The following is a 12,166-nucleotide window of genomic DNA, read 5'->3' on the forward strand; positions in this document are numbered from 1 at the left end:
CATATGGTCTGAAATCAATCACTGAGTTTGTGCTTTTTATATGGTATAATTTGATAAAGAGTCCTATAGATAACTTTAGAGAAGGGAGGTTCCCTTGTCTTGGGATTTTCAATTATTCTAGGTATATTAATTGTCATAACCTTACTGGCGTGGATTATGGGGTACTACGTGCTTTTAAAATTTGTGACTCGTATGGAAACAAGTTGGCAAAGGATTACCCATCTACTCGCACATGTTGAACGTTCAACCAATGATTTTTTGATGATGCTTGATCAAATGGGGAAATTACCGGCCGGTACAACTGAATCGATGGAGAAAGTGATGGAAGAAATGCAAGATCCGTCCAATGAGCGTGGAGAACAATTGCATTCATTCGCCATTTTAAATGAACGTCTCGAAGATTTATTTGAGCAGGTTGAAGAGGACCCAGACGTCAAGGACCCTGAACTCACCGAAACGAGCCAAGATCTCAAAACCACTTTAACTTTATTGGAGACCGCCAGCCAGTCCTATAATCATGCAGTAACCAAATACAATAAAAGCATCACCGCTATACCCACAAAATATGTCGCAAGTATACATCAGTTCAAACCACAGAATGTTCTTGATGAAACCGTCAAACGATTATCCTCCAGCGATACAGCAATATAACTAAATGCATATTTTAAGAGATAACGCTAATTAAAAGGTAAGAGAATCAATCTGCTGCTATTTTTTTCGCTGAGATCATAAGTGGAGAATTTAGGAAGGGTATGCTATATTTATGCCATACAGGGCAAGGATGAAGTTCCTCTCACCCTGCTACCTTTTTTGCATTACCCTTCTTGATGCGTGTATCATGATCTTTGGCGGCCAATAAGGCCGTCCTTTTTTTTAGATAATAACCACGATAAAACCCGCATTTTTAACGAAAAATGCGGGTTTTATCGTGGCCCCCCCCAAAGTTAAATGTCCCCGGCCGTATAACCTCAACAACCTCCTAGTCCCCCATGCCAGAAGTTCTTTCTCCTTTCGGTTAATGCTGTTCACCGCGCCGATCCTCTAGGACGTGCGCTGAATAAACATGTTGCTGCGCCGAAAAACCCCCGCACCGAGTCCCGTTTCGCTCGCGCTTGATCATTCGATCAAGAATTTTTCCATGGATGGGAAAGAACTTTTGAAACATTGCACTAATCGTATATGAAGTAATCACACTCCCAATTATAAATGTCTTTCTGCGTTCTTTAGCCGAGAGGAAAAGCTCTTTCATTCTTACACTTTGTTGATGAGGAAGAATAGCACGGATCAGAGAGATAGGCATACAAAATTAATGAATTTATCCCCTGTAAGATACCTAAACATGCTCTTTTTGGATGCATATATTAAAAATGTAAACTACAAAAAGGGGGAGAAAAGAATGAGCTGGGATGATTTTGTATTCGGAAACCGTTGTGGTCACCAACACGGTTGCAAATTTGATCGTAAAGATGACAAAAAGAAGGACGACAATGATGAGTGCGATTGTCACTCACTATTTAAAAATATCTCAAAAGGTACACCTGTCGTCGTATTTCTCAAAGGCGGCAACTGTGTAAAAGGTGATTTCGTAGACATCCGTGGAGATTTAGTAGATTTAGCACTCTGCTATGATCACAAGGTTAAGGTCATAACGATCTGCTGTGACGATATTTCTGCAGTATCCATTGATTAATTTTCATGGATGATTTCTAAGATTAAATAACCCGGAAGCTCCCGGGTTATTTTCGTTTGCGTATCCTTATTTAAGTGCACAAAATATTTCTATTAAAGATGAGCTTTTTCGGTTGCCTGACGTATTTATCATGCTTTTCTATCATACAGGTCTTTTAAGTGCGTGTTCAAAATGTTAGCTTATCGCCAATGGCGAAAGCTTAGATTTACTTATGCTTTGGAATGCACGAAAGCATTCACTTCTCACGAAGAAAAAGTAATTTTCTTTATAAGGAAGTTTTCCCGAACTTTTTGAACATCCTCTTAGATAGAAACTTGTGGATTACAATCCATATGTTACCATTTTCATGGAGAAGAAGGAGCGTTGATATGAGAAAAGAAAGATATAAGCAATTAACAAAGGAGTTTCAACGAAAACTTCAACGGCCTTTAACAAAGAAGGAGAAAGAGCTTATTCACTGGATGGCAGAGAGTGAACGAAAATGAGATCCATCGTTACCGGGGTTATCCTGCACTTTCTCCATTCGGCTAATGCTGCGCTCCGCGCCGAATCCCGTATCGCTCGCTCCCCATCATTCGCCCAAGGAATTTTCATGGACGGGAAAGAACGATCGAAACATTGCACTAGCTTGGGACACTGCCCAAGCTAGGTTTTTCAGATACTGGTTCTTTATAAAAAAAGCCCCCCTAAGTGGTTTTACGGTGAACACGCCGCCCGTCATATGTGAAAATGGTCGGTTTACCTCCTACAACAGTTTCCATATGCACGGGGCGTCCCCATAGTTGAAAAATGTAGGGGATGGTTTTTTCTAAATACGTGACATCGAGCTCTGTGCCTTCATAATTGTGTTTCAGATACATTTCCCCTGCCTTTAAATAATCTCCATCGGTGACGGTTATATGGGGAAAACCACCATTGACACGAGAAGCTACCAATTCGTCTCGAATATTCGTCCAATCTTTATCAACGACCTCATAATTGGAACCTTTTTTCGCAAAAACGTACAAATCCTCTCGTTCGACAAATTCTTTCGTTAAATAATTTCGAATAAATGATTGGTCAGACTCCAGTTCTCTCACTTCAAAAATCTTTTCACGTCCACTACCGGGCTTCACGCCTCTTGCCTTCATTTCTTCATCAGGATCGTCGTAGCGTTCCTCAATATCTTCAAAAATCTTTAAGCCTAGATAATAAGGGTTGATGGACGTTTTGGAAGGTACAATTACGTTTGCATTCAAATTTGCAAATTCAATAGCCTCGGCAAAGTCTAAATCCATCTCGCGCATAATACGTCCATGCCAATAAGAGGCCCAGCCTTCATTCATAATTTTGGTCTCCATTTGCGGCCAGAAATAGAGCATCTCTTCACGCATCATAGTAAGAACGTCCCTTTGCCATTCCTCAAGTTCCAAACTATTTTCTTCTATAAACCACAATACGTCCTTTTCAGGCTCTTTAAGTTTTCTTTGCTTCTTTTTCTTTTCCTGTTTCTTTTTCGGTTCATCCATATCCCATAAATCGTCGTACGGCGTGGAGTGCGGGAGTTGTTCATCATCTTCATCCGAATCCATATCCCGGCTTCGAGCCATCATGCTTGGATCGACATGTTCCTGAATGGCAAGTACAGCATCTAGAAACTCCTCGACTTCTTGTTTTCCATGAGCTTGTTCATACATGGCAATTCTCTCAGCCGTCGCACTCATACTCTCCACCATATCTCTTCGCGTGTTCTGAAAGCGGCAATTATTTTTAAAGAAATCACTATGAGCGAGTACATGTGCAACAATTAATTGATTTTGGATTAAACTATTATTATTTAATAAAAATGCATAGCAAGGGTCAGAGTTAATCACAAGTTCGTATATTTTGCTTAACCCTAAATCATACTGTACCTTCATTTTGTGGAATTGCTTGCCAAAGCTCCAATGAGAAAAACGTGTCGGCATTCCGTAAGCTCCAAATGTATAAATGATATCCGCTGGACAAACTTCATAGCGCATTGGAAAAAAGTCTAGCCCAAATCCTTTGGCGATTTCGGTGATTTCATCGATTTTTTGCTCCAGCTGACGTTGCTCATCAATCGGCATTTCCATCCCCCCTAATCCTTCCTTCATCTATATGTCACCATATGCACTCCGATGCAAATGTTTGATAAACAGAAACTAAAGGGTATAACAATAGAAGAAAAATACATAAGGGGTGAAGTTAAATGTCGAATATTTACGCAGTCGTTTATGGAGAGGTGCAAGGAGTGGGTTTCAGAAGTTTCGTCCATCAGGAAGCGAAAAAACACCACCTTCTCGGCTGGGTACGAAACCGTGAAGATGGTGCTGTTGAAATTGCTGCTGAGGGAGAGAAAACGACACTGAATACCTTTATACAAGCTGTCAAAAAAGGAAATTCATTTTCTCGCGTCGAAAGCGTGAAGGTCGATGAGGATATAACGATCAATCACAACAATGAGTTTACCATCCGTTACTAATCGAGGAGATCCTTTGATCATTAAAGGAAGCCCACGTCAAATGCCCGCCTTCTTCTAGTCTTTCCAGGGCTTCGTGGGCTGGAAGCTCCGGCAAAGCAAGCGTTTTTGCAAGCACCGCTAACAATTCAGCGCGTGTCTTTAAGACCTTCTTCATTTTGCCCCCCTTATAGGAACGTATCGTTAGTTCCTTGTTCTTCAATGAAAGCATCCTACGTTTATGCCTACACCATTTTTCACAACGAAGTTGCTGCATATAAGGGGCTTCAGGTTTAAACGAAGAATGAATAAGTTCCTGAAAATCAGGAAGTTGATAATGCTCATGAATGTAAAAAGCCCATTTACGATCAACAATCCGGTCAGCTATCGCACGGATATACACATATTCTCCCTCGTTCTCCCCGGCTTTCAAAATGACTTTTTCTCCTGCAAACAGCGGGATCTGTGTCTGTTTATGCTCGTTTAAAGGCAACGGTGTTAAAAGCGGAGTGGGGGTTCCAACATCAACGTACAATGGTTCCCCGGATTCAGGTTTTAATACGAGCAGCGCCATATGGTCTCCCCCAGGTTTTAGGAAAAACACTTGAAAGCCTAACGCATCGAGCAAACGTGAAAATTGGAGATTAAGTGCAACACAAGTCCCGCCGGTGTGGTAACGCCGATGCCGCCACAAGAAACTTTCCACATCCTCTGTTACAAATGCTTGATTTCCAAAGGCAATCTTTCCTATGTTTTCAAACGGAAATACATGTCGATGCGCGCGCAGCAAATGCTTTAAATAAGGAGTTGAAGCTTCTTTTTTCTGAAGCCCTAGCCTTTGTAAATAATCCTTTACCCAGTCCATTCTTATCACCTACCGTAGCATTGGAGAAAAAAACGTAAACTTAAGATTTTTGAGCGCCCGCTTCAGTCAATTGTAATCGTGCTTGGATTTCATCCATAACGCTTTCCTGAAGCCGGAAAAGCGCCTGATCGGCCGCTTCTGAGTCAAGTTCTTTTACCCCAAAGTAACATTTCATTTTTGGCTCTGTGCCCGACGGTCTCACACATACCCATGACTCATCTGCGCACTTATACTTGATCACATTCGAAGCCGGTAAAGAGAGCGCGGTTCGTTCACCAGATTCAACGAAAATAGCTTCGTGTTTCTGATAGTCTTCAATAATGGTAACCGCTTGTCCATCCGCAAACGATTCAGGAGGTTGCTCTCGAAAGGAAGTAAGTAATGCTTCGATTTGTTCTGCCCCTTTTCTTCCCTTCAACGTAAGAGATTCAATTCCTTCCTGATAATAGCCGAATTGTTCATATAACATCGTAAAAGTATCCGTAAGCGTTCGCCCATCACGTTTTTCTGATAGCGCAATTTCAGCCACGAGAAGCGCTGCTTGGAGAGCATCTTTATCCCGGACAAAAGAACCGAGCAAATAGCCATAGGATTCTTCGTATCCGAACAAAAACGATTCGTTTTCTCCTTCTTCAGCTAATTGTTTGATCTTTTCAGCAATAAATTTAAATCCTGTCAGGGTATCGATACAATCCATACCAAAATGTTCGGCAAGGGCACGGCCGCTTTCCGAAGTGACAATCGTTTTGAACACTTTACCATTGACGGGCAGGCTGTCTTTATCATCCAATTGCGTTAAGACATAATGAAGGAGCAGAAATCCAGTTTCATTCCCGGTCAATACCCGATATCCACCCTCTTTACTTGTGTCGGGAATGGCAATCCCCAACCGATCAGCATCCGGATCGGTTGCGATTAAAAGATCAGCTCCCTGTTCTCTTCCTGCTTGCATCGCCATCTCAAACGCTTCTGCTTCCTCAGGGTTCGGCTTGGAAACCGTTGAAAAGTCAGGGTCTGGATGGGCCTGTTCAGGAACGATATGTACATGAGTATAGCCGTTCAGCCTAAAGGCTTCATACAAAGGAGCCGATGCCGTCCCATGAAGGGGGCTGAACACAATTTTCAATTGCTCGCCATTTTCATTACCCATAACGGGTTGATGAAGGATGGTACGAAGTTTTCGTTGATAACGCTCATCAATATCCGATGATAACCAATGAAAGAGGCCCTTTTCTTCAACATCCCCTTCATCTGCAATCGGGATGGTAAGTTCATCCTCAATCGCTTCTACATAAGAAATCAATTCTTCTGCAGGTCCCGGGGGCAATTGGGCGCCATAACGATCATACACTTTCAGCCCATTATAAATCGCCGGATTATGACTGGCTGTAATCATCACTCCTGCGCTGGCCCCTTGCTCTCGAACCGCAAACGATAACACTGGTGTCGGTCGTAATGAAGGAAATACATCGACCTCTATTCCGACATTTGTAAGCGTCAACGCAGCCTCCTTTGCAAAAAGGGCGGAATTCCTCCGAGAGTCATAGGCAATCACCACTCGCCCTGAATCTCCGACTTCCTTCAGATAATGGCCTAAACCTAACGCTGCTTTTCGTACTGTATAGCGATTCATCCGGTTAGGTCCAGGGCCCAGCTCCCCGCGCATACCTCCCGTACCAAAGGTTAAACTTCTGTAAAAACTATCTTCTAATTCTGCTTGATGGTTTATCATCATTTCTTCGAGTTGAGCGCTTAATTCCGGGTCGTTTTCAAGTCCTTTACGCCAACGTTCGATAATGGTTTGCATCCTCATCTCCTCCTACTATACTGGAATTTAAAATGAAGAAAGGCCAGTCGTTTCTTGCAAGCGATACAGCCAATACTTCCAGACCTCCCCTTCAGAGTGTTGAGAGAAATCATGGGTGTAATGGCTGCCATCATTATTCCAAAGGGCATGAAAATACTCCTCAATGTCTTCCATCATAGCATGATTTTTGGGGGCCACCAGCAATAAATTTGTTTCAAGGTTAAGATCATCAATATTTCTGCGGGTAAAATTCGAGGAACCCCCATTAACCATCGCTTCATCACCATCTGTCATATAAAGCATTTTCGTGTGATATTGCTCACCGTTTGTATTGTACCAACGAACCTCAATTTGGTCGGAATAAGACTGTAACTCATCAGCGACAGGCCGATTAGGAACGCCGATTTTTTCACGACCAAAAGCTTCATGATTTGGATCAAGAATTAATCGTACGTTCGCGCCGCGATCAGCAGCCTCTTTGAGAGCATTAATAATATCACGATCGGAAACATAAAAAGCACCAAGCCATATATCCGAATCTGCTTCTGCCGCTGAAATATACTTGAGCATCTGCTCCTTCACTTTACCTTCGGTAATCACTTTTGCTTCTGCCCCTTCGGCATCCGAGCTTCTTTTTCCATTGTATTCCATATCGTCGAACAGCGATGGGTCGGCATCAGACATTTCCACAACAGCACGTTCACTTTCCAAAATGTCATTGATAACCTTACCACGTACTGAAAGTGCAACATTGGAATGGTGAGCACTAGCATCATGAGGGTTTGCCGAAGTAACCAGCGCTTCCTGCTCATTGATCACCACTTTACGGTGGTTAGCTTTAAAGTTTAACATATCCAGATAGGAGCGCACCGTTACAGGTTCTGCTTCCGAACTAAATGGACTTGGGAGCCATCCCCCTTTTGGTGTTCCAAACCACTGAATGACTGAACGCCACAAGCCCGAATAAATGACATTGGAATCCCGAAGCGGTTCCATCTCTGCCCATACGACTTGTATCCCTGCTTCTTCTAGGCGTTGAATATGTTCAGGTACACGTGATCCGTAGAAACTATTGATCCGATCTGTAATCACGACCATAGACAAATCAGGATTTTCTCGCTTTTTCTCAACAAGTTGTTCACTGAACCAGGATGCTAAAGGTGGAAACGACAGATCTGGCGGATACTCATCATTAAATAAAAACATATCAACAACAAGAAAGTCTTCAGCATCCGCAATCATCTTTTCGATTCGATCAAAAATCTCATGGTCCTCTTTGACCTCCCCATCTTGTTCGTGTGTAATATCAAAAAGAACCTCCGCTTCTGTATCTTTATGTTTATCACTTTCATAAGAAATGTTCTCTGGTAACGGTTTGAACATTCCATAGAGCATAGAGAACCCATAGACAACGACAAACAAACTGAGGAGCTTACCGACCTGGTATCGCTTCAGAGGTTTTCTTTTCAGTCTATGATTCACCTGCACCCTCTCCTATCGTCATGATCTTCTGTTATTCATTACGTACAGATACCTTATATCATGTTTATTCTAACAGAAATAGCTGCGGTCAAGGAAATTTGTAGTGTAAATTCCATGTTTTCAGACCGTAATCATGTTAAAATTCCTACGTGAGATTCAAACTGGAGGAAATCAACCTATGGAATATGAAAAAGCAACATTTGCCGGTGGATGTTTTTGGTGTATGGTACAGCCTTTTGAGGAGATGCCGGGCATTATGAATGTTCGTTCGGGTTATACCGGAGGTCAGACTGAAAATCCATCTTATGAAGAGGTAAAAAGCGGGGGTACCGGCCACTACGAAGCCGTAGAAATTACGTATGATCCAAAGCAGTTCTCCTATAAGCAATTATTGGATCTTTTCTGGCCGCAAATTGACCCTACCGATGACGGGGGGCAATTCCATGATCGCGGGAGCCAATATCGGACGGCTATTTTCTTTTATAACGAGCGTCAGCGTGAATTAGCGCTAGCATCAAGAGAAGCGGTCAAAAACAGCGGAAGATTCAATTCTCCGATCGTCACCAAAATCCTCCCTGCAGCAACTTTTTATGAAGCAGAAGACTGGCACCAGCAATTTTACAAAAACCAGCCGCAGGCATATAAAAAAGACCGGCTGCAATCAGGTCGCGATGAATTTATTAATCAGTACTGGCGATCATAAATATTACTTGCTCAGGGAGCCATGCCATACTATAATTGGGACAGGTCATGCGACGGGATGTAGCTCAGCTTGGTAGAGCACAAGCATGGGGTGCTTGGGGTCGCAGGTTCAAATCCTGTCATCCCGACCATTAAAAATACTTACGTGATGCGGGTTCCAACGATTGATGGAATCCGTTTTTTATTGTGAACTGAGGTCAACTGGTCACAGATTAGTCACGTTTCGTATTGTAAAATATTAAATTGCATGATTACTAACCTTAGTCCAGAATTATTTTTAGAATGTGTAAAGGACCATAGGTAAATAAATGTAAACGGAGTGAGCTATGATAAGCTCACTCCGTTTGTAACATTACCCCGATTATCAACGATCCCATATAGACTTGACCTTTACGGCTCAGATTAGGCCAAGCGCCTTGAACCCCGTGAGATTCACGCAAGACAAAATCACCTTCATTAATAATGGGGCTAAAGTATCTCACATTATACGGAGGCATGGATTGAATCATGTAATTGAATCTCTAAGGAAAGAACAATTGTGTAGTAAGCACTTCTTTCCAGCTACAAAGACCTTCATATGAATATGTATCGTCCTCGTTTCACACCACCCGGGATATTTCGTCGAGAACTCTACCATTCTGTTTTCATCTGGCGACCACGCAAAAACGTTTCATTATTTATTGGCTCAATATGTTCATTATTATCGTCATTTTCAAGAGCTGCATTATCGTAGCCTGAGTAAATTCCGAAAGCATTGCTATGCAAATATCAACTTTTGCTCCCGGAATTGCTGTGCATCCCTTTACATTTACGAATTTTAAGCGTAGCAAAAGATCTTCCCCAGTCTGATTCTCGCGAATATCTCTGCGGTAAGGGGCATCGATCGTTAGTTTTGTCCGTATGAGCTTTCAGCCTGATCAGGAGGCATCGTTTTTCTTCGTGCGGGCAAGCTTTCCCGCTCGTTCCTCAACATCCATGATCATGTCCAACCATTATAACTCATAAAGCATCATCTCAATTCAGAACATAGAATTTTTTGATCCCATCCCACCATTATTCCACCGGCAATATTAACAACATGTCATCCAGATCCTCCGGATTCCCGCGTCCGTCGGTGTTGTTCGTGAGTACGTAGAGGTTATCGTCGTCTGTTTCAAGAACAACGTCCATGTCATCGGTTTCGACATCAAAGCGCATCAGTTCTTCCCCGGCGAGTCCGCCGACGTAAAAATCACTTTCACCGGCAAATGCTGCACCTGATGGTGCCCACGTGTCATCTCCCGATTCAAATACAGGAGATTCCATCCCTTTTGCTTTGTGAGCACCGGTGATCCCGGCCAACCATAATTGTTGCCCGCTTCAATTTCGTTGATCTCATCCTGGGCGCTCGGGCCGTGTTCCGAACTGAACAGTCTTCCGTCCGTCAACTCGAGGTCAAGTGATGAACTTTTAAAAGACACATATATACAGATGATCACCTCTTCAACGCAACGATTCTCCCATATGTCCCTATCCTCCAAAGCCATTCAAACGGACCATAATAAAATTTTTTCAACCAAAAGTGGCTAAAAGTCATTTGTGCCACAAATAAAATAACGCCTATACCTAGAGCAAACAGATAGGTTGGTTCCGTCCAAATCCCGATGCCTCCAAAAATTGATCTCCCACTTAGATGAAACACACTAACGAACACAAGTGATTGCATGAGATAATTGGTAAAAGCCATTTTTCCAATAGCAGTAAACGGCAAGAGGGTCTTTGAAATGATCGTTTTGCTTGTGCCCGTTAGAACAATAAAAAGTATCATTCCAAAAGTCACAACAAACGGATAAAGAGTTCTCAAAGGATTGTGGGATTCGTCATAATAGAGGCTGATCTTCCCCGCGAAACCGACAACAAGAAAGACAACAGACAGCACCCACATAAGTTTCCTGCGCTCTCCTATGAATGAGAAAAAACCCTCACGATAGGCGTACATCCCAAAAAGGAAAAAACCTAAATGCCTGACCATGGAAGAGAATTCATTAATGACATATTCTGTTCCCGTTGGCGATTCCCCTGGACCAAGCAGCAAGTTATTCAACCATGCTTTAAGGGAAAGCTCATATGACGAGTAATAGCTGATAAGATCCATCCCTACCGTATAGCCGAGCCAAAAAAGTAAGGCGGCTGTCATTAACCATGTTGCTGACAGATTCATAAATAGTAACAACACAAATCCGGCCATGGCATACATCAGTAAAATATCCCCCGCCCATATGGCATAACCGTGTATGACCCCTGCAAAAGCCAGCCATAATAACCTTCTAAGTAACTTCGGATATGGATTTACGTCCTTTTTTTTTAATCTGTTATAAATAAGCATCAGACTCATGCCAAACATGAACGCAAACAATGGCCTTGCACTATCGTTCAGTACGATGGATAAAAAATCGTCTACGGCTTGATTTACGGAGGACTGCCCTTCCGTATTTACCTCCGCTAAGCCAGGCACATTGGCTAAAAAAATGGCTAGTAAAGCCAGTCCGCGCATCTGATCTAAAATATCGATTCTCTGCTCTTTATTACTTTTCAGTGACATAAAACCTTCTTCTTTTCCTGATTCGCTTAATAATTCAATTGATGCTTTTGATGATTACGCTTTATGTTCCATAAAATAAGGATACGAAAAAGAACCCGACTTGCCCATTCGAGTGCCCGTATTTCCAAATTTTTATAGAATGATGCGCGCTGTGACTTCCCGGTGGGCCTGTTTCTGTTCGATGGGCAAGCCATCCAGCCACGAAGTTGGCGGGGGCTAATATTCATGGGTACTGTTTCATTTTCAGATGGCCAATGAAAGATCCCTTTCCCAGCCTGCGGTAATGGAGCCAAAAACCGTTGTGCTCCCACTGCAGGGTTTTCAGCTTATCCCAGAAGACATGGTTTCCTCTTCGACTTGAAAAGTCAACCATGGGTTGGTTCCGTTTCCGGCAACATCTCATCTTGCTTACATCTATTTTTTTCTTTAAGGGTCATTGCATAACCTGCCGAATGAATGTCTAAGAAGATTATCGCACGCAAGACCCTTTGTTCCTACGTGTATTCTATTTGACGCTTACAGAAAACTCTAAACTTCGAAAAAACCTTTTCATCTTAATACCCTTTTTTATAGAACTGGTA

General features: G+C 42.5%; 11 protein-coding genes, 1 tRNA gene and 1 pseudogene. 5 read left to right on the forward strand and 8 right to left on the reverse strand.

The window, feature by feature from the left end:
• Positions 1-99: 99 nt before the first annotated feature.
• Together HNR44_RS07470 and HNR44_RS07475 are read left to right on the forward strand one after the other, a co-directional pair.
• A complete protein-coding gene (locus HNR44_RS07470) occupies positions 100-651 on the forward strand; it encodes a LemA family protein (protein WP_184403430.1) in 552 nt (183 codons plus the stop codon).
• Between the two features lie 745 nt (positions 652-1,396).
• Positions 1,397-1,690, forward strand: a complete 294-nt coding sequence (locus HNR44_RS07475) for a hypothetical protein (RefSeq protein WP_184403431.1) — start codon at positions 1,397-1,399, stop codon at positions 1,688-1,690.
• Positions 1,691-2,376: 686 nt separating this feature from the next.
• On the opposite strand, the gene HNR44_RS07480 is transcribed toward HNR44_RS07475, so the two are convergent.
• Positions 2,377-3,777, reverse strand: coding sequence for a SpoVR family protein (locus HNR44_RS07480; protein ID WP_184403609.1), 1,401 nt, complete (start codon positions 3,775-3,777; stop codon positions 2,377-2,379).
• 122 nt (positions 3,778-3,899) lie between these two features.
• Between HNR44_RS07480 and HNR44_RS07485 the strand changes: the two genes are divergently transcribed.
• Positions 3,900-4,172, forward strand: coding sequence for an acylphosphatase (locus HNR44_RS07485; protein ID WP_184403432.1), 273 nt, complete (start codon positions 3,900-3,902; stop codon positions 4,170-4,172).
• Here HNR44_RS07485 and HNR44_RS07490 read toward each other — a convergent pair.
• From HNR44_RS07490 to HNR44_RS17935, 3 genes are read right to left on the reverse strand one after another with little or no spacing between them, the layout of a single operon-like run.
• On the reverse strand, positions 4,156-5,013 hold the full coding sequence (locus tag HNR44_RS07490) for an arylamine N-acetyltransferase (RefSeq protein WP_184403433.1): 858 nt from the start codon (positions 5,011-5,013) through the stop codon (positions 4,156-4,158). The genes HNR44_RS07485 and HNR44_RS07490 overlap by 17 nt on opposite strands.
• A gap of 40 nt (positions 5,014-5,053) precedes the next feature.
• On the reverse strand, positions 5,054-6,826 hold the full coding sequence (locus HNR44_RS07495; RefSeq protein WP_184403434.1) for a phospho-sugar mutase: 1,773 nt from the start codon (positions 6,824-6,826) through the stop codon (positions 5,054-5,056).
• A gap of 21 nt (positions 6,827-6,847) precedes the next feature.
• Entirely contained in the window at positions 6,848-8,302 is a 1,455-nt protein-coding gene (locus tag HNR44_RS17935) for a phospholipase D-like domain-containing protein (RefSeq protein ID WP_184403435.1), read from the reverse strand.
• A 178-nt stretch (positions 8,303-8,480) separates the two neighbouring features.
• Here HNR44_RS17935 and msrA point away from each other — a divergent pair, with 178 nt between their 5' ends.
• Positions 8,481-9,005, forward strand: a complete 525-nt coding sequence (gene msrA, locus HNR44_RS07505) for a peptide-methionine (S)-S-oxide reductase MsrA (RefSeq protein WP_184403436.1) — start codon at positions 8,481-8,483, stop codon at positions 9,003-9,005.
• 53 nt (positions 9,006-9,058) lie between these two features.
• Positions 9,059-9,135: transfer RNA gene (locus HNR44_RS07510), tRNA-Pro, on the forward strand.
• A 922-nt stretch (positions 9,136-10,057) separates the two neighbouring features.
• Here the strand turns inward: HNR44_RS07510 and HNR44_RS17625 are convergent.
• The 4 genes and pseudogenes from HNR44_RS17625 to tnpB form a co-directional block, all read right to left on the reverse strand.
• Complete coding sequence (locus tag HNR44_RS17625) at positions 10,058-10,345, reverse strand: PQQ-dependent sugar dehydrogenase (RefSeq protein WP_246407028.1); 288 nt, start codon at positions 10,343-10,345, stop codon at positions 10,058-10,060.
• Between the two features lie 41 nt (positions 10,346-10,386).
• Positions 10,387-10,530, reverse strand: a pseudogene (locus HNR44_RS18020) (hypothetical protein); the annotation flags it as partial.
• The gene (locus tag HNR44_RS07520; protein ID WP_184403437.1) at positions 10,479-11,585 is read right to left on the reverse strand and encodes a DUF418 domain-containing protein; all 1,107 of its coding nucleotides are present in this window, start codon (positions 11,583-11,585) and stop codon (positions 10,479-10,481) included. The gene HNR44_RS07520 and the pseudogene HNR44_RS18020, both read right to left, overlap by 52 nt.
• A 223-nt stretch (positions 11,586-11,808) precedes the next feature.
• Complete coding sequence (gene tnpB, locus HNR44_RS18025) at positions 11,809-11,988, reverse strand: IS66 family insertion sequence element accessory protein TnpB (protein ID WP_425489442.1); 180 nt, start codon at positions 11,986-11,988, stop codon at positions 11,809-11,811.
• Between the last annotated feature and the right edge of the window lie 178 nt (positions 11,989-12,166).

Origin of the sequence: Geomicrobium halophilum, assembly GCF_014207655.1 — a bacterium.
GTDB classification, from domain to species: domain Bacteria; phylum Bacillota; class Bacilli; order Bacillales; family Marinococcaceae; genus Geomicrobium; species Geomicrobium halophilum.

Excerpts from the sequence above, each read along its gene's own strand:
- HNR44_RS07520 (WP_184403437.1), bottom strand. The coding sequence starts at position 11,585 with ATGTCACTGAAAAGTAATAAAGAGCAGAGAATCGATATTTTAGATCAG.
- HNR44_RS07485 (WP_184403432.1), top strand. The coding sequence starts at position 3,900 with ATGTCGAATATTTACGCAGTCGTTTATGGAGAGGTGCAAGGAGTGGGT.
- HNR44_RS07490 (WP_184403433.1), bottom strand. The coding sequence starts at position 5,013 with ATGGACTGGGTAAAGGATTATTTACAAAGGCTAGGGCTTCAGAAAAAA.
- HNR44_RS07495 (WP_184403434.1), bottom strand. The coding sequence starts at position 6,826 with ATGAGGATGCAAACCATTATCGAACGTTGGCGTAAAGGACTTGAAAAC.
- msrA (WP_184403436.1), top strand. The coding sequence starts at position 8,481 with ATGGAATATGAAAAAGCAACATTTGCCGGTGGATGTTTTTGGTGTATG.
- HNR44_RS07475 (WP_184403431.1), top strand. The coding sequence starts at position 1,397 with ATGAGCTGGGATGATTTTGTATTCGGAAACCGTTGTGGTCACCAACAC.
- tnpB (WP_425489442.1), bottom strand. The coding sequence starts at position 11,988 with ATGAGATGTTGCCGGAAACGGAACCAACCCATGGTTGACTTTTCAAGT.
- HNR44_RS07480 (WP_184403609.1), bottom strand. The coding sequence starts at position 3,777 with ATGCCGATTGATGAGCAACGTCAGCTGGAGCAAAAAATCGATGAAATC.